Source organism: Plantactinospora sp. B24E8 (assembly GCF_039871735.1).
Lineage (GTDB): Bacteria > Actinomycetota > Actinomycetes > Mycobacteriales > Micromonosporaceae > Plantactinospora.
Genome location: NZ_JBDPMH010000045.1, coordinates 1 through 22842, shown reverse-complemented (window position 1 = coordinate 22842; position 22842 = coordinate 1). Strand labels below are relative to the sequence as shown.

19 protein-coding genes are annotated in these 22842 nt (G+C 71.7%); 10 read left to right on the top strand and 9 right to left on the bottom strand.

What is annotated here, in order from left to right; genetic code table 11:
• Nucleotides 1–16 precede the first annotated feature (16 nt).
• Together otsB and ABGB21_RS34025 are read right to left on the bottom strand one after the other, a co-directional pair.
• Nucleotides 17–2611 carry a trehalose-phosphatase gene (gene otsB / locus ABGB21_RS34030; protein ID WP_347681319.1) on the bottom strand — a complete coding sequence of 865 codons (2595 nt, stop codon included), beginning with the start codon at nt 2609–2611 and terminating at the stop codon, nt 17–19.
• A 14-nt stretch (nt 2612–2625) separates the two neighbouring features.
• Nucleotides 2626–4026, bottom strand: coding sequence for a trehalose-6-phosphate synthase (locus ABGB21_RS34025; RefSeq protein ID WP_347657917.1), 1401 nt, complete (start codon nt 4024–4026; stop codon nt 2626–2628).
• A gap of 399 nt (nt 4027–4425) precedes the next feature.
• Here ABGB21_RS34025 and ettA point away from each other — a divergent pair, with 399 nt between their 5' ends.
• From ettA to ABGB21_RS34005, 4 genes are all read left to right on the top strand, one after another.
• Entirely contained in the window at nt 4426–6102 is a 1677-nt protein-coding gene (ettA, locus tag ABGB21_RS34020) for an energy-dependent translational throttle protein EttA (RefSeq protein WP_347657916.1), read from the top strand.
• Entirely contained in the window at nt 6095–6598 is a 504-nt protein-coding gene (locus ABGB21_RS34015; RefSeq protein WP_347657915.1) for a thioesterase family protein, read from the top strand. The genes ettA and ABGB21_RS34015 overlap by 8 nt, the downstream gene beginning before the upstream one ends.
• Nucleotides 6595–7395: a hypothetical protein gene (locus tag ABGB21_RS34010; RefSeq protein ID WP_347681291.1), complete on the top strand. Its 801-nt coding sequence runs from the start codon at nt 6595–6597 to the stop codon at nt 7393–7395. Before ABGB21_RS34015 ends, ABGB21_RS34010 begins: the two co-directional genes overlap by 4 nt.
• A gap of 149 nt (nt 7396–7544) precedes the next feature.
• Nucleotides 7545–8129, top strand: a complete 585-nt coding sequence (locus ABGB21_RS34005; protein ID WP_347657913.1) for a YbjN domain-containing protein — start codon at nt 7545–7547, stop codon at nt 8127–8129.
• 1 nt (nt 8130) lies between these two features.
• Here the strand turns inward: ABGB21_RS34005 and ABGB21_RS34000 are convergent, their stop codons facing one another.
• The 3 genes from ABGB21_RS34000 to ABGB21_RS33990 all read right to left on the bottom strand — a co-directional run bounded on the left by ABGB21_RS34000 (nt 8131) and on the right by ABGB21_RS33990 (nt 11489).
• Entirely contained in the window at nt 8131–8562 is a 432-nt protein-coding gene (locus ABGB21_RS34000; RefSeq protein WP_347657912.1) for a globin, read from the bottom strand.
• 142 nt (nt 8563–8704) lie between these two features.
• Entirely contained in the window at nt 8705–10075 is a 1371-nt protein-coding gene (locus ABGB21_RS33995) for an MFS transporter (RefSeq protein ID WP_347681289.1), read from the bottom strand.
• 370 nt (nt 10076–10445) lie between these two features.
• A complete protein-coding gene (locus ABGB21_RS33990) occupies nt 10446–11489 on the bottom strand; it encodes a mechanosensitive ion channel domain-containing protein (protein ID WP_347657944.1) in 1044 nt (347 codons plus the stop codon).
• Between the two features lie 399 nt (nt 11490–11888).
• Here ABGB21_RS33990 and ABGB21_RS33985 point away from each other — a divergent pair, with 399 nt between their 5' ends.
• Complete coding sequence (locus ABGB21_RS33985) at nt 11889–12422, top strand: HNH endonuclease (RefSeq protein ID WP_347657910.1); 534 nt, start codon at nt 11889–11891, stop codon at nt 12420–12422.
• Nucleotides 12423–12466: 44 nt separating this feature from the next.
• Here ABGB21_RS33985 and ABGB21_RS33980 read toward each other — a convergent pair whose 3' ends face one another.
• The 3 genes from ABGB21_RS33980 to ABGB21_RS33970 form a co-directional block, all read right to left on the bottom strand.
• Nucleotides 12467–13309 (bottom strand): class F sortase, encoded by an 843-nt coding sequence (locus ABGB21_RS33980; RefSeq protein WP_347681287.1) that lies wholly within the window; start codon nt 13307–13309, stop codon nt 12467–12469.
• 107 nt (nt 13310–13416) lie between these two features.
• The gene (locus ABGB21_RS33975; RefSeq protein ID WP_347657908.1) at nt 13417–13938 is read right to left on the bottom strand and encodes a hypothetical protein; all 522 of its coding nucleotides are present in this window, start codon (nt 13936–13938) and stop codon (nt 13417–13419) included.
• Between the two features lie 327 nt (nt 13939–14265).
• On the bottom strand, nt 14266–14775 hold the full coding sequence (locus ABGB21_RS33970) for an Lrp/AsnC family transcriptional regulator (RefSeq protein WP_347657943.1): 510 nt from the start codon (nt 14773–14775) through the stop codon (nt 14266–14268).
• A gap of 206 nt (nt 14776–14981) precedes the next feature.
• On the opposite strand from ABGB21_RS33970, the gene ABGB21_RS33965 reads away from it, so the two are divergent.
• From ABGB21_RS33965 to ABGB21_RS33945, 5 genes are all read left to right on the top strand, one after another.
• Nucleotides 14982–15884, top strand: a complete 903-nt coding sequence (locus tag ABGB21_RS33965; protein WP_347657907.1) for a tryptophan 2,3-dioxygenase family protein — start codon at nt 14982–14984, stop codon at nt 15882–15884.
• A 117-nt stretch (nt 15885–16001) separates the two neighbouring features.
• Nucleotides 16002–17279, top strand: coding sequence for a kynureninase (kynU, locus tag ABGB21_RS33960; protein WP_347657906.1), 1278 nt, complete (start codon nt 16002–16004; stop codon nt 17277–17279).
• A gap of 144 nt (nt 17280–17423) precedes the next feature.
• On the top strand, nt 17424–20855 hold the full coding sequence (locus ABGB21_RS33955) for a S8 family serine peptidase (protein WP_347657905.1): 3432 nt from the start codon (nt 17424–17426) through the stop codon (nt 20853–20855).
• A gap of 490 nt (nt 20856–21345) precedes the next feature.
• Nucleotides 21346–21627 (top strand): hypothetical protein, encoded by a 282-nt coding sequence (locus ABGB21_RS33950; protein ID WP_347658309.1) that lies wholly within the window; start codon nt 21346–21348, stop codon nt 21625–21627.
• A gap of 4 nt (nt 21628–21631) precedes the next feature.
• A complete protein-coding gene (locus tag ABGB21_RS33945) occupies nt 21632–22054 on the top strand; it encodes a DUF5130 family protein (RefSeq protein ID WP_347658310.1) in 423 nt (140 codons plus the stop codon).
• 140 nt (nt 22055–22194) lie between these two features.
• Here the strand turns inward: ABGB21_RS33945 and ABGB21_RS33940 are convergent.
• A partial coding sequence (locus tag ABGB21_RS33940) for a Uma2 family endonuclease (RefSeq protein WP_347681285.1) occupies nt 22195–22842 on the bottom strand: 648 nt, incomplete at its 5' end.

The following is a 22842-nucleotide window of genomic DNA, read 5'->3' as shown; positions in this document are numbered from 1 at the left end:
GCCCCGTCCGGGCAGCTCACGCCTTGAGCATGTCGTCCAACAGCAGGGCGCAACGGATCAGCCCGAGGTGCGAGTACGCCTGCGGGTGGTTGCCCAGCCCGCGCTCGGAGATCGGGTCGTACTGCTCGGGGAGCAGGCCGGTCGGGCCGGCGGTGTCCACCATCTGGTTGAACAGCTCCTCGGCGTCGGCCCGTCGACCGGTCCGCAGGTACGCCTCGATCAGCCAAGAGGTGCAGATGTGGAAGCCGCCCTCCCGGCCCGGCAGGCCGTCGTCCCACAGGTAGCGGTAGACGACCGGACCGCTGCGCAGATCGGCCTCGATCTTCAGCACGGTGGCCAGGAACCGGGGGTCGTCGTTGGGCAGCAGCCCGGAGAGGCCGACCCAGAGCGACGAGGCGTCCATCTCCTCGTCCCCGTACGCGACGCTGTACGCGCCGGCGCCGTCGTGCCAGCCGTACTCGAGCACGTTGTGCCCGATCCGGTCCCGCAGTTCGACCCACTCCGGCCGGTCCCCGTCGCCGTGCCGGCGGACCACGTGCAGCGCCCGGTCGACGGTCATCCAGCACATGACCTTGGAGTACACGTGGTGCCGGGGTGGCAGCCGGGCCTCCCAGAGCCCGTGGTCGGGCTCGTGCCAGCGTCGGGCCACCGCCTCGACCATGTTCTCCAGCACCCGCCACTCGGTGTCGCGTACCGAGCCGCGCAGGTCGGCGACGGCCGCCAGCAGGTCCGCGATCGGGCCGAAGACGTCGAGTTGGAGCTGGTGGTTGGCGAGGTTGCCGACCCGGACCGGCCGGGAGCCGGCGTACCCGGGCAGGGTGTCGATGACCGCCTCGGCACCGAGTTCGTAGCCGTCCACGGTGTAGAGCGGGTGCAGCCGCTCCGGGTGCCCACCGGTGCGTTCGACGCAGCCGTCGACCCAGCGCAGGAAGCCCTCGGCCTCGGTCAGCGAGCCGAGGTCGACAAGCGCTCGCGCGGTCAGCGCGGCGTCACGCAGCCAGCAGTACCGGTAGTCCCAGTTGCGGACCCCGCCGAGTTCCTCCGGCAGCGAGGTGGTCGCGGCGGCGAGGATGGAACCGCTCGCCTCGTGGACCAGCCCGCGCAGCGTGAGTGCGCTGCGTGCGACGAGGTCGCGGGCGGTGTGCGGCAGCCGCAGCCCGGTCAGCCAGTCCCGCCACGGCTGCTCGGCCCGGGTCTGCCGCTCGTGCACCGGCACCCGGTGGTGGGCCAGGCTGTGCGAGCCGAACCGCAGCTCACAGGTGACCGAGCCGCCGGCGGCGGTCAGGTCGACGACCGCCTTGGCGGTCTCGTAGCCGCCGTCGTCGACGATCTCCCATTCGATGCCGGGGGAGTAGAGCGCGATCGGCTCGTTGGAGCCGAGCACCAGCAGCCCGTCGCCGAGCGGTTGCAGCTGCACCGCGACCTGGCCGAACTCGGGCCGGGGGGCGAAGGTCAGCCGGGCCCGGCCGGCGCCGCTGATCACCCGGATCAGCGTCGAGTCGCCGCTGATCACGGCGGGGCCGCTGGGTACGCCGACACTGGACGGCCGGTCCAGCCAGTCGGTGACGGTGAGCCCGGACCAGCGGGTCTCCACGGTCATCGTGCCGGTGCGGTAGCGCTGGCCGAGCGGCAGGCCGCCCCGTTCGGGGGAGATGCTGAAGTGCCCGGCCGGGTTGCCGCCGACCAGGTCGGCGAAGATCGCCGGCGAGTCGGGCTTGGGGTGGCAGAGCCAGGTGATGCTGGCCTCCGGGGTGACCAGGGCGACGGTACGCCCGTTCGCCAGCATCGAGTGCCGTTCGATCGGCACCGCGCGCTCGCCGAAGAGCCAGGTACGGCGTACCTCGAGCAGCAGCCCGAGGACCCGGGCGGCGTCGACCGGCTCGGCGATCCGGAAGTTCGCCCGGGTCTCACCGGGGCCGATCTTGATGCCGACGTCCGGCCCGTGCAGCTTGGCGAAGGCGTTCTCGTCGGTGACGTCGTCGCCGATGAAGAGCGCGGCACTCGCCGACAGTTGGGTACGCAGCTGCTCCAGCGCGGTGCCCTTGTTGGTGGGGATCACCGAGATCTCGATGACCTCCTTGCCCCGGGTCACCGTCACGTCGGCCCAGCTCGCCGGGCCGGCCTCGACCGCTGCCACGATCTCGGCGGCCACCTCGGGGTCCGCGCCCCGGGTGTGTACGGCGACGCTCGCCGGCTTGCTCTCCAGCCGTACCCGGTCCTTGCCGGCGACGATCCGGCGCAGCTCGTTGCGGAGCCGGGTGCGGACCTCGATCAGTTCGGGGGAGAGCCGTTCGACGAAGCCGACGTCGAACTCGGAACCGTGGCTGCCGACCAGGTGCACCTCGCTGGGCAGCCGGGACAGCGTGGCCAGGTCCCGCAGGGCGCGGCCGGAGACGACCGCGACCGTGGTCTGCGGCAGCGCGGCCAGCGCCCGGACCGCGGCGACCGACTCGGGCAGCGGGACCGCCCGGGTCGGGTCCTCCACGATCGGTGCCAGGGTGCCGTCGTAGTCGCAGGCGACCAGCAGTTGCGGGACCCGGGCGATCCGCCCGATCGCGGCCCGGAGCTGCGGGTCGATCGCGTCGAGGGTGCGCGGACCCCCGTCGGCCAGGGGAGCGGATGTCTTCACTCGTCCTCCGCTTCCGGGACACCCAACTCGTTGAGGAAGGAGCGGGCCCAGTGGCCCACGTCGTGGGTGCGCAGGTGGCGCTGCATGATGCGCATGCGGCGCCGGGCCTCGCCCTTGTCGACGTGGACCGCGCGCAGCAGCGCGTCCTTGACACCGTCCGGGTCGTGCGGGTTACAGAGGAATGCCTGGCGCAGCTCTGTGGCCGCACCGGCAAACTCACTGAGCACGAGGGCGCCGCCCGTGTCGGCGCGCGTTGCTACGTACTCCTTGGCCACCAAGTTCATTCCGTCTCGCAGCGGGGTCACCATCATGACGTCGGCCGCGCAGTAGAGCGCGGCAAGTTCACTGCGACTGTACGACTGATGGAGGTAATGGACGGCCGGCACACCGACTCGGCCGAATTCCCCGTTAATCCGACCAACTTCGCGTTCGACCTTGACCCGGAGTGCCTGGTAGTGCTCTACGCGTTCCCGACTTGGCGTGGCAACCTGCACCATAACCGCCTCGGGAACTGTCAACTTTCCGTCAGCCAGCAACTCGCGGAACGCCTTGAGCCGAAGTTCGATGCCCTTGGTGTAGTCGAGCCGGTCGACGCCGAGGATCACGGTCTTCGGGTCGCCCAGCTCGGTGCGGATCTGCTTGGCCCGGGCCTGCACGTTCGGGTCGAGCGCCATCCGTTCCATCTCGGCGACGTCGATCGAGATCGGGAAGGCGCCGGCCTTCACCTGCCGGCCGTCGACCTGGATCATCTGGCCCTCGTAGCGCAGCCCGAGCAGGTGCCGGGCCAGCCGGACGAAGTTCTGCGCCGCCAGCCGCTGCTGGAAGCCGACCAGGTCGGCGCCGAGCAGCCCGCGCAGCACCTCGGCGCGCAGCGGCATCTGCATGAACAGTTCGATCGGCGGGAACGGGATGTGCAGGAAGAAGCCGATCCGCAGGTCGGGTCGGAGCTCCCGGAGCATCGCCGGCACCAGCTGCAGCTGGTAGTCCTGCACCCAGACCGTGGCGCCCTCGGCCGCGACCTCCGCCGCGGCCTCCGCGAACCGGGCGTTGACCAGCCGGTACGCCTCGCGCCAGCGACGCTTGTAAGCGGGGGTCTCCACCGCGTCGTGGTAGAGCGGCCAGATCGTCGCGTTGGACTGGCCCTCGTAGTAGCGTTCGAGTTCCTCGGCGCTCAGCGGCACCGGGTGCAGCCGGATCCCCTCCAGGTCGAACGGTTCCGGAGCGGCGCCCACCCCGCCGGCCCAGCCGACCCAGGTGCCCTGGTGCTGGGCGAGTACCGGGTGCAGGGCGGTGACCAGGCCGCCTGGGCTCCGGCGCCACTGTTTCCCCTCGGGCGTGGTCACCTCATCCACCGGTAGACGATTGGCGACGACCACGAACGAGCTGCGTACGGTCACAATCAGTGCACCTCCGGTGATGACGGGTCCCACCGCTGAGCGTACTGAGCGTAGCTGCGGCGCCATGGTCCCCGGGTCACTACTACTGCCCTGCGGGACGACCCGGGGAAACCCCCGGGTGATCTTGAACACGACGGGCGCCCCGGGCCGACCCGCGCGCGGCACGGGCGGCGCGGTACCCGGGGTGATGTGGGCGCAGCCCGGCGGACCTGTCAGGATTGACGGTGGCGTTTCGCCCAGCCTCGTCCCGCGGTAGGCGGAAGCCGGCAGCGGGGTCGGCGGTGGGGCCGGCACCGTGGTCGGCGGAACCGGCACCGTGGTCGGCGGGGAATCCCGACGCTGTGGTCGGGTCGAAACACGTCATCAGGGATCCAACATCCGTGGGAGGTAGGCCGCACCGTGGCCCAGTACATCTACGTCCTGGAGAAGGCGCGCAAGGCGCACGGCGACAAGGTCGTGCTGGACAACGTGACGCTGAGCTTCCTGCCCGGTGCCAAGATCGGTGTGGTCGGGCCGAACGGCGCCGGTAAGTCCAGCCTGCTCAAGATCATGGCGGGGCTGGACCGGCCGAGCAACGGCGAGGCCCGGCTGATGCCCGGCTACACCGTCGGGCTGCTCGCCCAGGAACCGCCGCTGAACGACGCCAAGACCGTGCTCGGCAACATCGAGGAGGCGGTCGCCGAGACGAAGGCGAAGCTGGAGCGGTTCAACAAGATCGCCGAGCAGATGGCGACCGACTACTCCGACGAGCTGATGGAGGAGATGGGCCGGCTCCAGGAGGAACTCGACCACGCCGACGCCTGGGACATCGACTCCAAGCTCGAACTCGCGATGGACGCGCTGCGTTGCCCGCCGCCGGACGCCGACGTCACGCAGCTCTCCGGTGGTGAGCGGCGCCGGGTGGCGCTATGCAAGCTGTTGCTGGAGGCCCCCGACCTGCTGCTGCTCGACGAGCCCACCAACCACCTGGACGCGGAGAGCGTGCAGTGGTTGGAGCAGCACCTCGCCAAGTACGCCGGCACGGTCATGGCGATCACCCACGACCGGTACTTCCTGGACAACGTGGCCGGCTGGATCCTCGAACTCGACCGTGGCCGGGCCGTCGGCTACGAGGGCAACTACTCCACCTACCTCGAGAAGAAGGCCGCCCGGCTGGCCATCGAGGGACGCCGCGACGCCAAGCTGAAGAAGCGGCTCAGCGAGGAACTGGAGTGGGTCCGGTCCAACGCCAAGGCGCGGCAGACCAAGTCCAAGGCCCGGCTCGACCGCTACGACGAGATGGCCAACGAGGCGGAGAAGACCCGCAAGTTGGACTTCGAGGAGATCCAGATCCCGCCGGGCCCGCGACTGGGCAACACCGTCATCGAGGTGAACGGCCTGCGCAAGGCGTTCGGCGACCGGGTGCTGATCGACAACCTCAGCTTCTCGCTGCCCCGCAACGGCATCGTCGGCATCATCGGACCGAACGGCGTCGGCAAGACCACCCTGTTCAAGACCATCGTCGGGCTGGAGCAGCCGACCGCCGGCACCGTCAAGATCGGTGAGACGGTTTCCCTGTCGTACGTCGACCAGAACCGTTCCGGCCTGGCCACGGACAAGACGCTCTGGGAGACCGTCTCGGACGGACTCGACCACCTGATGGTCGGCAAGGTCGAGATGCCGTCCCGGGCGTACGTCGCCGCCTTCGGCTTCAAGGGCCCCGACCAGCAGAAGCCGACCAAGGTCCTCTCCGGCGGCGAGCGGAACCGGCTCAACCTGGCGCTGACCCTGAAGATCGGCGGGAACGTCATCCTGCTCGACGAGCCGACCAACGACCTGGACGTCGAAACCCTCGGCTCGCTGGAGAACGCGCTGCTGGAGTTCCCCGGCTGCGCCGTGGTCATCTCGCACGACCGGATGTTCCTGGACCGGGTCGCCACCCACATCCTGGCCTGGGAGGGCGACGACGAGAACCCGGCGAAGTGGTTCTGGTTCGAGGGCAACTTCGAGGCGTACGAGAAGAACAAGGTCGACCGGCTCGGCGCGGACGCGGCCCGGCCACACCGGGTCACCTACCGCAAGCTCACCCGTGACTAGTCAGGTCGAGGCCGAACGCCCGTCGGTGGCCCGGTACGCCTACGAGTGCACGCTGCGCTGGTCCGATCTGGACGCGTACGGGCACATCAACAACGCGCGCTTCCTCACCCTCTACGAGGAGGCGCGGGTGGCACTGGTCTTCGCCGGCGGGCAGGCGGCCGGGGTGGGGTCGTTCTCCGAGGGTGTGGTGATCGCCCGACACGAGATCGACTACCTGCGTCCGGTCGGGTACGCCCTGCGACGGGCCGGTGTGGACCGGGCACCGACGGTACGGATCGAGATGTGGGTCGAGGACCTGCGGCAGTCCCGGTTCACCATCGGCTACGAGCTGTACGACGGCGACGTGCTGGCCAGCCGGGCGAAGTCCGTGCTCGTACCGTTCGACCTGCGGGAGCAGCGACCCCGACGGTTGACCGAGGCGGAGCAGGAGTTCCTGCGGCCGTACCTGGTCGAGCCGGAGGGAAGCGGTGGTGAGCGGGCCCGGGCGGCGCGGTGAGTGACCGTGACGAGCGGGTCGGGGCGGTGAGCGACCGGCACCGGCTCTCCGGACGTGCCGACGCCGGGGCGTTCCTGGCCCGGGTGGCCCGGTTCGATCCGGCCGCCCTGGTCCGGCTGCGCTCGACCGGTGCCGGTGCCGGTGCCGGTGCGGCCGGCCCCGCCGAACGTACCCAGCTCTGGGCGTGGCTGCCCTGGGGTGTGCTGGTCGGCCGGGTGGTGGCCGGGCCGGGACCGGGTGACGCCACGGTCTCGGCGGCCGAACTGCTCGCCGTACTGGGCCGCGACGACGCCACGCTGCCGCGCCGTCGGGACACCGACTGGCGCTGGCCGCTGCCCCCGAGCCCGGGTGTGGTGGTGGAACGGATCGCCGGAACCGAGTTGCGGCGGATCGCCGAGGCGGCGGCCGGGACCCTGCGGACGGCGGCGACCGAGGGGGTCGCCGGCCGGGCGGTGGGTCAGCGGGCGCTGCGGGACGCGCTGCTCGACCACGTCGCGGTGGTGGTGACCGGGCCGGCCTCGGCCGGGTCTGCGGCGGCCGGATCGGCCTCGGCCGGGTCTGCGCCGATCGGTTCGGCCGGTTCCGCCGGGTCGGCGCCGACCGCCGACACCGGGCGGATCGAGGTGTCGCAACGACTCGTCCAGGGAATCGTCCGGATGGGTTTTCTCGGTTCCCCCGGTTCGTCCGATTTGGACGCCGTACAGGTGCGAACCGTGGGCCGATGGGTGGGACTGGCGGCACCATTCGGAGTCGCTTGGTCACGGAACGCCAGCCAGTTCGCGATCCGGCCAGCGTAAGGTCCTCCGAACAGCCGAGGGGCGATGGTCCATTCAGCCTGGGCGTGTCGTTGGGGGGATGCTTCAAGCCGGCTGTCCGGGTACCGTCGGGCCTCGGATCCCACGCAACGTAGGCGCGTGGATCCGCTGGGGAGCGAGGTGCGCAAGCGATGCCGTGGTGGTCATGGCGTCCCGGCCACGCCGGTGGCGCTGAGCCGGAAACGCGAAGCAGGATTCCGTCGGAGGGTGCCGTCCGGGTCGGCCCGCCGGCCCCACGGGAGCCGGAGCATGATTCCCGGCCCAGGGACCGGGCCACGTTGACGGAGGGGCCCGCGGTCATCGCACCGGTAACGCTGCGCCGGGTGGCGGAGGCACTCGACCTGCTCGACATCCGTTATCTCGCGGACGGCGACGGCAGCCTGTTGGCGATGTGGGAGCGGCACGCGGTGCTCTTCGCCATCGAGGGGCCGGACGACGAGATCCTGGTGATGCGGGCCCGTCCACACTCGACGGTTCCGCCGGACTGGGCCGACCGGGCCTTCCGGGTGGTCAACGAGTGGAACCACACCCGGCGGTTCTGCAAGGCGTACGTCGGCGACCCCACCGAGCGGGGACAGTTGCCGATCTACGCGGAGCTGCAGGTGCCGCTCAGCGCCGGCGCCCACGACGCGTTACTGGTGGAGATGCTGGACTGCGGTGCCGCGGTGGCGACGACCTTCGTCGACTGGCTGCACGACGAGGGTGCCCTGCTGTAGGTCAGCCCACCGGTCCCGGGGTTTCGTCCATCGTGTTGACCATGAAGTAGGCGGCCCGCTCCAGGTACTGCCACAGGGTCTCGGCCTGCTCGGCCGGGAGGTCGAGACTGTCCACGGCCCGACGCATGTGGTGCAGCCAGGCGTCCCGCTCCACCGGTCCGACCCGGAACGGGGCATGACGCATCCGCAGCCGGGGGTGGCCGCGCTGGGCCGAGTAGGTGTTGGGGCCACCCCAGTACTGGGCCAGGAAGAGGGTCAGCCGCTCCGCGGCCGGACCCAGGTCGGCCTCCGGGTACATCGGCCGGAGCACCGGATCGGTCGCCACGCCGGCGTAGAACTCGTCGACCAGACGGCGGAAGGTCGGCTCGCCGCCGACCGCCTCGTAGAAGCTGGGGGCCGGGTCGACCTGTTCACGCTCGCCTGCGGGGTTCACGGGTCCATCCTGCCACCCGAGCCGACGATCCCGTGGTGTCGGAACCCCGCGCCGGGTGCGGGCTGCCTCACACCGGGCTGCCTTGCCGTGGCCGTGCGACGGCCCGACGGACCTTACCCCGGCCGTGCGACGGCCCGGCTGGTCAGACCGCTCCGATCCCGGCCTCGGAGGAGGGCGGCCGGGGTCCGGGGGGGCCGGTCAACGGGTGTTTCCCGGTCGGCGTCGCCGACGTCTCCGTACCGGTGGGTCGTGCCTCCCGGGCCCGCGCGATCGCGGCGGTGAACCGGTCCGGTTGTGGCCACCGGGCGGCCAGCAGCAGCATGAGCAGCACCCCGGCGACACTCCAGAGACCGACCACCCGGTGGAGCGGGAACCGCTCCGCGAGCACACCGGTGATCAGGACAGCGGTCCCCTGGATGGCCTGCATGCCGGTGTTCATCACGCCGAATGCCCGGGCCCGGTAACCGTCCGGGAGAGCCTGGACGAAGAGGGCGTTGGTCACCGGGATCAGGCCGGTCACCGCGAACCCGGCGACCGCCGCCAGCAGTGCCACGATCACCGGCGAAGGGCTCAACAGGGCCGGGACCAGAGCCAGCGGGGCGAGGACCGCGAACGGACGGATCAGTGCCTGACGCCGGGCCGGTCGGATGACCCGGCCGACCAGCAGGGCGCCCATGACGGAACCGGTCGGCACGGAGGCCATGATCAGCGCCTGGATGAGCTCCGGATGGTCGCCCTGCTTTTCGGCCAGATCGCTGGCCCAGGCGGCGGCGAGACCCTCGGGAACGATGGCGAACAGCATCGAGGAGAAGATCAGGATCGCGATCGCCCGGAGTGTCGGGGTCCCGAACACCAGGCGGAACCCGGCCGCGGTGTCCCGGAGCAGGTGGTTCGGAGTCTCCCGGGGAGCCGGCGGCCGGTGTCGTACCCCGGTCCAGATGATCAACGCGGAGAGCCCGAACATGACGGCGTTGATCAGCAGGGCGAGCCTCGGGCTGTACAACGCGATGGACGAGCCGGCGACGTACCCGCCGATCTGGGACGCCTGGCTGCTGCTGCTGAACAGCGACAGCCCGACCACCAGCCGGTCGCCCCGGAGGATCAGGGGCACCATCGCCGACCGGGAGGCCTGGCTCGGCGCGGCCGCCAGGGTGGACACGAAGAGCAGTCCGAGCAGTACGCCGACCGGCAGGTCGACGAGCGCGAGGACGAGGAAGAGCGGCATCCGGGCGAGGTCACAGACCACCATGACCGTCCGGTACGGGTACCGGTCGGCGAGCGTGGTGAGCAGTGGGCCACCGAGCAGCCAGGGGAAGTAACTCGTCGCGAACGCGGCGGCGGAGAGGGCGACCGAGTTGGTCTGCTGGAAGACCAGCATGGTGATCGCCGCCTTGGCGATGTAGTCACCGGCCCAGGTCAGCACCACGGCCAGGTAGACCGAGCGGAACTCACCCTCGGTGAACACCTCGCGGAAGGTAGCTGGCCGCTCAGGAACCTGTGTCTCCTCGGACACCGATGGGCCTCCATCGTTCTCGACCGCTGACCAATGTGATGGGGCTGCCGGGAACGTCAAACGTTCGGATCAGCGAGGTCTTCGTTACACTCCGACTGGGAGCTTGTCCTGGATTCTGCCCGATCGTATGACAACTGGCTAGGGCGAACGGGTAGATCGTCGCATCTCCGACTGGTCGAACGGACGATACCCGACCATCGACAAGGTACGCGACCCCTGTGCGACCGGCGGATGCCCGGCGCCGTTCGGTGCCGGAACCTCGTTGCCACGGGCGCGCCGGTTCCGGCGACGCACGGAGGGTGCGCCGGGAGGCGGCGGTGCGGGCAGGGTCCGGCCAGGTGTGCCGCCCTGCTGCGTGCGGAGCTTCCGCTCAGGTCGCGCCGCCCTGTCCGGTGCCGCCGTCCTCCGGGGGCGTGGCGGGACGCGGGAACATCCGGGTGGCCGCGATGCCGGCGGTGATGCCGGAGTTCTCCAGCGCCTCGGCAAGCCGGCGGCGCAGTTCCCGGGAGACCGGAAGCTGACCCTCGGCCGTGGTCTTGGCGACCGTACGGATCACCGCTCCGTCCACGGTGATCTGTTCGACCCCGACCACCTCGGGCGGCTCGACGAGTTCGGGCGCGAGTTCCGGGTCCACCGCGACCGACGCGGCGGCGGTCTTCAGCACCGCGGTCGCCTCCTCGGTCCGGGCGAAGCCGATCGGCATGTCGACGATGACCATCGCCCAGCCCTGGCTCTTGTTGCCGACCCGGATGATCTCCCCGTTGCGGATGTACCAGACCACACCCCGCGCGTCCCGGACCGTGGTGATCCGCAGACCCACCGACTCGACCACCCCGGTCGCCTCCCCGAGGTCGACGACGTCACCGACGCCGTACTGGTCCTCGAGCAGCATGAACAGGCCGGCGATCAGATCCTTGACCAGCGTCTGGGCGCCGAAGCCGAGGGCCACGCCGGCGATGCCGGCACTGGCCAGCAGCGGTGCGAGGTTGAAGCTGAGTTCGCTGAGGACCTGCAGGACGGCGATGGCGAAGACCACCGCGGTGGTCATGCTGCGCAGCACCGAACCGATCGCCTCGGCCCGCTGCCGGCGTCGTTCCGGATAGATCGCCTCCGGGTCGGGCGCGGCGGTGGGGATGCGCTCCCGCAGCGGCTTGAGCACCGCCGGGATCTTGCTCTCGGAGGTGCTCCGTACCAGCCGGTTGATGGTGCGGTGCAGCAGGTACCGGAGCAGGAACGCGAGCAGCAGGATGAGCAGGATGGTGAGCGGCTTGACGATCAGATAGTTGCTGCCCTCGGCGAACCACTCGGACTTCGTCCAGTTCCAGATCTGCTTGCACGCGAAGTCGTCCAGGCAGCTCGGCTCGGGATCGGGCGTCGTCTCGGCAGCCGGCATGCCGAGGACGGCGGCGGTCATCGTCGCGGGGTTCACGAATGCCTTAGTACCGTACGGCCGCCGGGTGCTGTCGCCCGACCCGCCAACCGGTGGCGGAGGTCCCGCTCATCCCGGGGGCCGGCCGGGTGGCGAAGGGGTCGGGCTCCCACCCGCGCCGGCCGGATCCGGGCCCGGCTGATCGGACGGAACCGGTCATCCTGCCACGCGACGTGAGAGCTTTCCGCAGGGACCCCCGATTAGTACGTGCATTCGCGGCACCTATCGGGGACTATTGGCGCACGGACGCCGGTGATCGGCCGGCGTCGGCCGCGATTCCGGTGGCCTGTCGGTCGATGCTGGCCGGAAACGGGCACCCGGAGCGCGGCCGGCATCGCCGGGCGACAGGGAGCGGACGAGACCACAGCCGAGAGGGTGAGCACGATGCCTGACATACGACCCACGGTGGGCTCTGGAGCTTTGGTGCTCAATGCCACTTACGAGCCGCTGTGTGTCGTTTCGGTGCGTCGAGCCGCGATCCTGGTCCTCTCCGCGAAAGCGGTCTGTGTGGCCGACGGGGAGGGCGTGCTGCACAGTGCCCGCAACGCGCTCCCGGTGCCGTCGGTGGTACGACTGACCCGCTTCGTCCGGGTACCCTACCGGACCCACGTCGGGCTCTCCCGGCGGGCCGTCTTCGCCCGCGACAACTGGCGCTGCGTCTACTGCCGCGGGCCGGCCGAGACCATCGACCACGTCTTCCCGCGCAGCCGGGGCGGCCGGCATGCCTGGGAGAACGTCGTCGCGGCCTGCGCCAGGTGCAACCACACCAAGGGCGACAAGACCCCCGCCGAACTGGGTTGGCGGCTGCACACCCTGCCGACCGCCCCGAAGGGGATGGCCTGGCGGGTGCTCGGGCACCGTGCCCCGGACCCGCGCTGGGCCGACTGGCTGGACCTGCGCGAGGCCGAGGCCGCCTGAGAGCCGTGGGAGACCGGCGGACGGTTCGACGGGCGGAGACCAGTTCACGGTCGGCGGGCGGAGACCAGGGAGGCGAAGACGACAACGTTGTCGGCGTACCCGGTGGACCCGCCCACCCACCGCCCACCGCAGGTGATCAGACGCAGCGCCGGTCGACTGAAGTCGCCGTAGACCCGGTCCACCGGCAGTTGCGACTTGTTGAACCGCTTGACCGAGTTGACCGCGAAGATCGCGACGGACCCGTCCTCCCGGGCGACCTCGATCTTCGTACCCGGGCGTAGTCCGCTGAGGCCGTGGAAGACGGCCGGTCCGGTCGTCGTGTCGACGTGGCCGACGATCACCGAGGGCCCGTACTGGCCCGGGGTCGGGCTCTGGTCGTACCAGCCGGCCTCGTCGCGGCGGTCCGACGCGGGCACCTCGATGGTGCCGTCGGCCGCCACTCCGACCGGGTGGACCGGTGCGGCCAGGCCCAGCGCCCGGATGTCGATCTCCACCGGTGGACTCGACTCGAGTACCGGGAACTTCCGGGGCGGCGCCTGGGCGCTGAAGATCAAGCCGCTCGGCAACAGGGTGATGCCGGTGACGTGCTGGACGCCGAAGGCGGTGACGAGCAGGCCGATCAACAGCGTGACGATCGGCACCGGGCCGGGCCGGCGCGTCCGCCGCCGCACCGATCCGCCCCGGTCGGGCCGGACCGCCGGTACGACGTCCAGCGTGCCGGGCGGGGTACGGTCCTGCGGATCCGGGCTGGTGACGCTCGCCGCGGTGGCCTGGCGGGCGGTACGGGCCACGACCCGGCCGGCGCGCCGCCGCCACCGGTCGGCCCGGCTCCGCCAGCGTGCGGCCCGGCCCCGCCACGTGCCGTCGGCCGTGGAAGAGCGGGTCATCTTCGCTCCGAGTCAGTCAGCTGCTCCGGGTCGACACCGGGTCACCGGACCGCGATCGTCCGGCTCCCGGTCGACCCGGATTCCAGGGGCGGATCGCCGGGCGCCGGTCAGCCGCCCAGTTCGCTACGCCGACGCTGCCGGCCGAACAGCCCGAAGCCGACCCCGAGCGCGACGATGCCGAGCCCGCCGACCACGATCAGCGGACCGGCCATACCGCCGGCCGTGCCGCCGCCACCGGTGGCCGGACCCTGACTGCCCTGGCTCATGTTGACCACGGTGAGCGTGGTGGTGGCCCGGTCGTTGTTCGGGCAGTGCAGGTTCACCGCGTACGGGCCGGGAGCCTTGTTGCCCGGAATCGTCACCGAACCGGTGAGGAAGCCGTTGTCGGGCCGGACGACGACCCGGCCGAACGCGTCCGACTGGACGTTCGCCTGCTGGTTGTTGGCGTTGTCGCAACTCGCCCGGAGGTTGACCCGGGTGCCCACCTGGGCGGTGTTCGGGGTGACCTCCACGAAGGTGTTCGGTCCGGCCCAGGCCGGTGCGGCGTGACCGCCGAACGGCCCCGGCAGCGCGGCGGCGACGAACACGCCGGCGGCGATCGTGCGGCCGACGATCCTGGCAGCGTTCATGGCTCCTCCCCTTCCGGCCCTCCCGGCGGGCGTGCCGCCGGTGCCCGCCGCACGCCGTCTGCGGCAGGTCGGCGGCGGCCGTCCGTCCTGACCGGTGTTCCCACCGGTGCGGCGGACACACGCCGCCGGGCCCGCCGAGGAGCGGCAACCGGCGGCGCAGCGCGGCACGGCGGGTCCGGAGCGGTAGCCGGTCGGTTCAGCGCGGCACGGCGGGTCCGGAGCGGTAGCCGGTCGGTTCAGCGCGGCACGGCGGGTCCGGAGCGGTAGCCGGTCGGTTCAGCGCGGCACGGCGGGTCCGGAGCGTGGGGCGGGGCGGTGGCCGGCGGCTCAGCCGGGCGAGGTGTCGGCGCCGGCCGGGGCGTCGGTGGTGACCGCTGTGCCCGGCGGGGCCGGTGGGTCGGGGCGGATCGGCTCCACCGGATCCCAGGCGAGCGGGCTGGAGAGCACCATCGTGCTGGACGGCTGCCCGTACGGGGCGAGTCGGTCGATCACCCGCTCGAACGCCTCGATCGAGCCGGTCGCGACCTTCAGCAGACTGCACGCGTCACCGGTGATCCGGTGCACCTCCAGGATCTCCGGCCAGCCGGGCACGGCGGGGTCGCGGAGGATGCAGCGCGGTCCGTAACAGGACATCCTGATCATCGCCACCACGTTCCGCCCGGCCCGGGCCAGGTCCACGTGCGCGTGGTATCCGGTGATCACCCCGGACTCCTCGAGTCGGCGTACCCGCTCGGCGACCGCGGGCGGGGAGAGGTGGACCCGACGGGAGAGCTCGCTGTAGGAGAGCCGGGCATCGGCCTGCAACTCCCTGAGCAGGGACCAGTCCATCTCGTCCACGATCCGACCACCCTCCGTACCGTGGGCCAACAATCCGTTGACCACCTTACGAACGTTAAGCGATCAGCCCGAATCACCGAACGACCCGTAACCCTGGCGCGTCAATCGCCGTTGGTCCGGCATTCCGTTCCGTGGCCCGACGGAGAGATCATCACCTTGTCCGGGCCGGGTCACCCCAGCTCCCGGGGTACGAGAGAGGCGAGGCGATGAGAACAACCCCGCGACAGCGGCTTGCCGAGCGGCCACGGGTCCGGCCGGCGAGTGCCGAACAACGGCTCGCCCGGGCGGTGGCCAACCACGGCGAGCCGACCCTCGAGTTCACCGAACCGCTGCCGTACGACGCGTACGTGCACGCCACCACGCTGCACAGCCTGCAGCAGACGCTGAGCCGGGACCCCGGCGAGATGTCGTTCCTGATGATCAGTCAGATCATGGAGCTGTACTTCGGGCTGACCTGCTTCGAGCTGCGGGAGGCGCGGGAGCGGCTACGTGCCGACGACGTCTGGGGCGCCCTGGCGCCGCTGCGCCGGGCCGGGCTGCACCTGGAGGGGCTGAACGCGGCCTGGCGGGGACTGCGCTGGATGACCCCGGCCGACTTCAACCGGTTCCGGAACCTGCTCGGCGAGGGCTCGGGGTTCCAGTCCGCGATGTACCGCCACCTGGAGTTCCTGCTCGGCCTCAAGACCGAGTCGCTGGTCCGGCCGTTCCGCCGGCAGCCGAAGGTCCACGCCGAGCTGGTCGAGGCGCTGCGCACGCCCAGCGTCTGGGACGAGGTGACCGCGCTGCTGGCCCGGCAGGGTCGGGACATCCCGGCCGACCTGCTGGACCGGGACTTCGCCGCCGAGGTGGCGCCGAGCCCCGAGGTGGTCGCGGCCTGGGTGGAGATCTACGCCGACACCGGGCCGGAGAACCACCTCCGCCTGCTGGGCGAGGCGTTGACCGAGATCGCCGACCAGTTCGACGACTGGCGTCACCACCACCTCAGGGCGGTACGCCGGACAATGGGCGCCAAGGTCGGCACGGGCGGCTCGGCCGGTGCCGCCTGGCTGCGGCGCAGCATGGACCGGGAGGTCTTCCCGGAGCTGTGGGCGGCGCGCACCGAGATGTGACCGGTCGACCGCCGGCGGCAGGGTGGGCGGCCGGGCGAGGCGCCGGCGGTGACCGGCGGGTGGCAGGGTGAGGCGACCGGCGGTGACCGGGCGAGGACAGAACGGGAGCGAGACAGCATGACCATTCCGGGTGAGGAGACCGCGCGTCGGCTCGACGAGGACGACCGCGGCCACCGGGACCTGTTCCACGTACCGCCGGCCGAGGGGGGCCGGTACGCCGAGGCGGCGTACCTGGTCGGCAACTCCCTCGGGTTGCAGCCCAAGGGAGCCCGGGCCGACCTGCTGGCCGAGCTGGACGCCTGGGCCACCCGGGCGGTGACCGGCCACTTCACCGGCCCCCGGCCGTGGGTGCCGTACTACAGGCTGCTCACCGCGCCGAGCGCGAAGCTGGTCGGGGCACGGCCCGCCGAGACCGTGGTGATGAACTCGCTCACCGTCAACCTGCACCTGCTGATGGTGTCGTTCTACCGCCCGACCCCGGGCCGGGACCGGATCCTGATCGAGGACGGCGCCTTCCCGTCGGACAGCTACGCCGTACGCAGCCAGGCCCGGCACCACGGCCTCGACCCGGACGAGGTGGTGGTACGGCTGCGTCCCCGCCCGGGCGAGGAGACGCTGCGGACCGAGGACGTGGTCGGGTACCTCGACCGGGAGGGGCACCGGGTGGCGTTGGTCCTGCTCGGCGGGGTCAACTACCTCACCGGAGAGGTGCTGGACATCCCGGTGATCACCGACGCCGGCCACCGGGCCGGTGCGCTGATCGGCTGGGATCTCGCACACGCGGTCGGGAACGTGCCGCTCGCCCTGCACGACTGGGACGTCGACTTCGCCGCCTGGTGCACGTACAAGTACCTCAACTCGGGGCCGGGTTCGCTGGCCGGGGCGTTCGTCCACGAACGACACCTCGGCGACCCGGCGGTCAACCGGTTCGAGGGCTGGTGGGGCACGGACGAGGCGACCCGGTTCGAGATGGCTCCGGTCTCCCGCCCGCCGGCCACCGCCGACGCCTGGGTGATCTCCAACCCTCCGGTGCTGGCGATGGCCCCGATGCGTACCTCGTTGGCGATCTTCGACGAGGTCGGGATGACCACGCTGCGGGCCCGCAGCCTCCGGCTGACCGGCTATCTCGAAGACCTGCTCGACCGGATCACCCCGACCCGGCCGATCGAGGTGATCACCCCCCGGAACCCGGAGCGGCGCGGCTGCCAGCTCTCCGTCCGGGTCGGCCGGGGTGGCGCGGCCGAGCTGACCAAGCGGCTCTCCCACGAGTACGGCGTACTCGTCGACGACCGGGAGCCGGACATCATCCGGTTGGCGCCGGTGCCGCTGTACTCGACGTACCACGACTGCTGGCGTGCGGCCGACGCGCTGGCGCACCTCGTCGAGGAGGGGTAACCCGTCCCAAGGTGAGCCGATCTCGGCTCTGGTCTGGGAAGTGACGCGCCGAAGGAATCGACGTACATCCGACGCAACCTTCCCTGGCTACAGACTGTCCTCTATATGTTCCGGAAAACGTCACAACCCGGCACAGGAGGACAGATGACAGCAAGATCGACAAGGTGGGGCGGCGGTCTGCTGACCGCCGCCCTTGTCGTATCGATCGGCGGGCTGGCCGGCCCGGCCGGCGCCGCACCCGGCGCAGACGAGCCGACCCGGGGCACACCGACTCACCAGGCGGTCCAGCCGGCCCGCACGGTCACCCTGCTCACCGGCGACCGGATCACCGTGAACCGGCACGGCAACCCGTCGGTCCGGCCCGGCCCCGGTCGGACCGGCATCCCGATCCAGGCGTACCGGCGCGACGGGCGGCTGCACGTGGTGCCGGCGGACGCCGTACCCCTGGTCCGGGCCGGCCAGGTCGACGCCCGGCTCTTCGACGTCACCACCCTGCTGGAGTTCGGCTACGACGACCGCCGTACCGACCTGCCGCTGATCCTCACCTCCGGAGCCTCTGGAGCCTCCGGAGCCTCTGGAGTCGCCAGCGCAGGCGGTGCGGCGCGGAGTGCGGCGGTGGCCCGGCGGCACGGCGCCGAGGTGGTACGGGAACTGTCGGCGGTCGACGGCGCCGCGGTCCGGGCGGCCAAGCCACGGCTGGCCGACCTCTGGCGGGACATCGCCGGCGGGGCGGGGGACGCCGGTGCGCGCCGTGGACTCTCCACCGTCTGGCTCGACGGGCTGCGCAAACCCACCCTGGAACACAGCGTGCCGCAGATCGGCGCACCCGCCGCCTGGCAGGCCGGACTGGACGGCGCCGGCGTCACCGTCGCGGTACTCGACAGCGGAATCGACGCCGACCACCCGGACCTCGCCGGGCAGGTGGTCGGGCAGGCGAACTTCACCGAGGGCGAGGAGGACGACCTCGACCGGTACGGACACGGCACCCACGTCGCCTCGACCATCGCCGGCACCGGCGCCGCCTCCGAGGGACGGAACCGGGGCGTCGCGCCCGGCGCGAAGCTGCTCGACGGCAAGGTCTGCGCCGAGTTCGGCTGCGCCGAGTCGTGGATCCTCGCCGGCATGCAGTGGGCCGCCGAGCAGGGCGCCACGGTGGTCAACCTCAGCCTGGGCGGCATGGACGGCCCCGAGGTCGACCCGGTCGAGGAGGCCGTCAACACCCTCACCGCCGAACACGGCACGCTCTTCGTGATCAGCGCCGGCAACGCCGGAGCCGAGGGCACCGTCGGCTCGCCGGCCAGCGCGGACGCGGCGCTCGCGGTCGGCGCGGTCGACCGCGACGACAACCTCGCCGACTTCTCCAGCCGGGGACCCCGGGTCGGCGACGGCGGCCTCAAACCAGAGATCACCGCCCCGGGTGTGGAGATCGTCGCCGCCCGCAGCTCCGACGCCTTCCCCGGCGAGACCCCGGAGCCGTACGTCGCCGCCTCCGGCACCTCGATGTCCGCGCCGCACGTCGCGGGCGCGGCGGCGATCGTCGCGCAGCGGTACCCGCAGCTGCGGGGCCCGGCGTTGAAGGCGACCCTGATGGCCGCCGCGGTGCCCCACCCCGACCTGAGCGTCTACGCGCAGGGCGCCGGACGGGTGGACGTGGCCCGGGCGGTCAACCAGACCCTGGTCACCGACCCGCCGAGCATCGGCTTCGACCGGCAACTCTGGCCGCACGACGACGACAGCCCGGCAACCGAGACCGTCACCTACACCAACAGCGGGACCAGCCCGACGACGCTCGACCTCGCGGTCACGGCGACCGGACCGCAGGGCGCACCGGCCCCGGCCGGAATGTTCACCCTGAGCACGTCGACGGTGACCGTGCCGGCCGGTGGGACCGTCGAGGTGACCGTCACCGCCGACACCCGGATCACCGGTCCGGACGGCCACTACACCGGACGGCTGGTGGCCAGCGCCGGCGGGACCCCGGCCGTGCAGACCCCGTTGGCGATCGACCGTGAGGTGGAGAGCTACGACGTCACGGTGACACACCGCAACCGGGCCGGCGCCGAGACCACCAACTACCGGACCGCGCTCTTCGCCGACGACGGCGTCGGCCTCCGGGCGTACGACGCCTTCTCCGACACCGGTACGGCGACCGTGCGGCTGCCGAAGGGTCGTTACACGCTGCTCAGTTTCGTCGGCGAGGACGAGCCGGCGGAGCAGGACCCGGAGCATCCCGTCCACCAGACCAGTCTGCTGGCCCAGCCCACCCTGGAGGTGGCCGGGGCGACGACGGTGACGGTGGACGCGGCCAAGGCCGGCGAGATCGCGGTGACCGTGCCCCGGGCCGACGCCGAGCGGTACTTCGCCGAGGTCAGCGCCGAGCTGCAACGACCTGAGGCGATCGCCGGCTTCAGCCTGCTCGGCTTCGTCGGCGACACCCTGTACGCCGGCCAACTCGGCGACAGCGCCCCGGTGGACGGGTTCGCCAGCCGGGTCTCCGGCGTCTGGGCCGAGGTCGACGAGGAGGGTTCGCCCGCCGGCAGCCCGTACCTCTACCAACTGGGCTGGTTCCGCGACGGCGGACTGTTCACCGGCCTGACCCGGACGATCCGTCCTGCGGACCTCGCCACCGTCAGGTCGCGGTACGCCCGGCACGTCACCGCACCCGACAGCGGCGCCTGGACCGGCGACACGGCGATCCTGCCGGGTGTCATCGAGAGCGGCTGGACGGCACTGATGCCGTTCACCACCCCGTTCGAACGGACCGACTACTTCAACACCGACGGCGGCGTCCAGTGGGATCGGATGTTCGAGGAGTGGGTCCGCGGCGAGGACGGCTGGGAGGAGACCTTCTCCTTCTACGAGGAGAGCGGGCTGCGCTACCGGCCCGGCACGGTCACCCGCGCCCAGTGGAACCAGGGCGTCTTCGGGCCGTCCCTGGCCCAGCCACGGTGGCCGGAAGCCTGGGTCAGCCGGCTCGGGGACGAGATCCTGGTGGCACCGCCGATGTTCGGTGACGGCGCCGGCCGTCCCGGCGGTTCCCGTATCGACTCGGCGTCGGTGACGGTGTACCGCGACGACGTGAAGATCGGCGAGTCCCCCGAGACCGGTGGCATCTTCGAGGTCCCGGCCGCCGAGGCCGGCTACCGGGTCGAGGTGAAGGCGGAGCGGGGCGCCCCGTTCACCCACTCCACTCGGGTCGAGGGGACGTGGACCTTCCGGTCCGGGCACGTCACCGGAGAGGAACCGGCCCGACTGCCGCTGTCCAGTGTGCGGTTCAGCCCACCGCTGAACCAGGCGAACGCCGCCCCGACCGGCCGGTGGTTCGGCATCCCGGTCTCCGTCGAGCGGCAGCCGGACTCCGGAGCCGCCGGTGTCCGGTCTCTCAAGGTGGACGTCTCGTACGACGATGGTCGTACCTGGCGCAAGGCCACCGTGCTGGCGTTCGGCGGCAGCGGGGTGGTTCTGGTCCAACACCCGGACCGGGCCGGTTTTGTCTCGCTCCGGGCGGACGCCACCGACCGGGCGGGCAACACCGTGCGGCAGACGGTGATCCGGGCGTACGCGATCACCCGCTGACGGGCAGCCCATCCGTGGGACCGGTGGGGCCGGCGCGTGTCGGTCCCACCGGGGGCTGCTCCGGGGCGACGTCTCCGGCCGGCCGGTCCGCTGGGTCGGCCGGTCAGGGTGGTGGTCGGGGGGCGTGTTTGTGGTGCGGCTCGGGGGCCGTGTTGTGCTGGGGCCGGGGGCCGTGTTGCGGTGGGGGTCGGGGGCCGGACCACCCGCTCCGGGCGGTCAGGCTTGATCCCGTCGCGGGCGGTCCGGCCCCCGACCCGGCCCCCGCCGGGTGGACGCGACACCGCGTCGCGGGCGAGGACCGGCGTTCCGGTCCGCAACTCCGCGCGCACCCCAAAACCGCCGATCCGGCCCCCCGAGATCTGGCGGGCCTCGCTTTCCGATACCGTGAACGACGACCGGACCGGGCGGTTGACATGGTCGTCAGCTCCGCCGGCCGGCACGATGATCCCATTGTCGCCTGGGGGCGTTCAGGTTGTCTGTTTCCGAGACGTTGCTGATCTTCGTCGCCATTCCGCTCGCCGCCGTACTGGTCATCACGGCACTGTCGCGGATCGGTCGGAGCGGCGGCACCGGCTCCAAGCGGTACCGCCCGGGACGACCGTTCGATTTCACCCCGGTCTGGTTCCTCTCCTCGCCCGAGCACCTGACCGAGTCCGCCCGGACGGCGCTGCCGGAGGGTGCGGACGCCCGGGAGCTGACCAGTGGCGAGATCGAGACCATCAGCGCGCCGGCGCGCGCTGGCGTGACAGGGGGCGCAAGTGACCGCTGGTAAGAGTGTGGCGACGACCGACCTGCCGGAGTCGCGGACCGCGCATCCGGCGGGCCGTCCGGACGTACTCAACGGTCCGTTCACCACCCGCCAGCTGCTGCGCATCGACGACGCGCTGCGGGTCGCCGACCAGTCCACCGGCCTGATCTTCACGGTGTACGTCGGTCCGCTGGACGAGCCGATCCGCGAGCACGCCCAGCGGCTGCACGCCGGGCTGGTCGACCCGGCCCGGGCCGTACTGATCGCGTTGTCGCCGAACCAGCGGGTGCTGGAGGTGGTCACCGGCTCGGAGGCGCGCAAGCGGATCCCGGACCGGGACGCCCGGCTCGCCGCGCTCTCCATGGTGGCCGCCTTCGGTGGCGGCGACCTGGCCGGCGGCATCATCACCGGTCTCGACCAGCTCGCCACCCGGGCCGGCCGAGCCGCCTGACCGACTGCTGAAACAGCCGGGCGACGGACGTCGCCCGGCTGTTTCGCATCTGGTGCTCCGGTGCGCGTTCCGATCAGGGTCGGGTGAATCCTGGGCGGTGTCGGTGCCTCCGGGGGGTCTGTCGGCCGCCGTCGAACCGGTCAGGCGGACCAGTCGGCGGGCGCGACCCGGACCGGGAAGGGCAGCTGCGCCGTCTCGACCGCCCCGGCCGGAACCGAGTGACGGAGTTCGTAGTGCCCGGCCTCGGCGAGCTGGTAGAGGTGGGCGACCGGGCCGGACTTGGCCCGCTCGATCCGCCAGTACCAGTCGATCTCCGCCTCGGCGTACAGGCCGAGTTTGGTGAACCGGTCGTGCCGGCGGCTGCTCGGCGACTCGACCTCGACCACCAGCAGCACGTCGGCCGGCTCGGCCCACATCGCGTCGCTCGGCGCGGTCGGCCGGAGCACGGTGAGGTCCGGGATGGCGTTGCCGGCCGGGATCCGGACCCCGATCTCCCGGATCACCCGCCAACTGGCGGGCAGCTGCGACCGGAGCGCGGCCCGGATCTCGTCGGCCAACTCGTGATGCGTGAAGTCGGCCGGTGGCGCCGCGTGCAGGCTCCCGTCGATGATTTCGTAGCGGTGGCCGTCCGCGGGGAGGCTGAGCAGGTCCTTCTCGGTCCAGCCCTGCTCGGGCGGACGCCACTCGTAGTGCGGCTGAACCAACGGATCCACCTCCGTCGAGAAGCCTAGCCGTCGGACGGCGCCGGTGCCGTCCGGTGCCAACACGAGTCGGGGGCGGGCGGGCGG

What these genes read in the sequence shown, in the direction of transcription:
- ABGB21_RS33990 (WP_347657944.1), bottom strand. Translation starts at nt 11,489, where the DNA reads ATGACCGCCGCCGTCCTCGGCATGCCGGCTGCCGAGACGACGCCCGAT.
- ABGB21_RS33985 (WP_347657910.1), top strand. Translation starts at nt 11,889, where the DNA reads ATGCCTGACATACGACCCACGGTGGGCTCTGGAGCTTTGGTGCTCAAT.
- ABGB21_RS34005 (WP_347657913.1), top strand. Translation starts at nt 7,545, where the DNA reads ATGCCGTGGTGGTCATGGCGTCCCGGCCACGCCGGTGGCGCTGAGCCG.
- ABGB21_RS33980 (WP_347681287.1), bottom strand. Translation starts at nt 13,309, where the DNA reads ATGACCCGCTCTTCCACGGCCGACGGCACGTGGCGGGGCCGGGCCGCA.
- ABGB21_RS33955 (WP_347657905.1), top strand. Translation starts at nt 17,424, where the DNA reads ATGACAGCAAGATCGACAAGGTGGGGCGGCGGTCTGCTGACCGCCGCC.
- ABGB21_RS33975 (WP_347657908.1), bottom strand. Translation starts at nt 13,938, where the DNA reads ATGAACGCTGCCAGGATCGTCGGCCGCACGATCGCCGCCGGCGTGTTC.
- ABGB21_RS33965 (WP_347657907.1), top strand. Translation starts at nt 14,982, where the DNA reads ATGAGAACAACCCCGCGACAGCGGCTTGCCGAGCGGCCACGGGTCCGG.
- kynU (WP_347657906.1), top strand. Translation starts at nt 16,002, where the DNA reads ATGACCATTCCGGGTGAGGAGACCGCGCGTCGGCTCGACGAGGACGAC.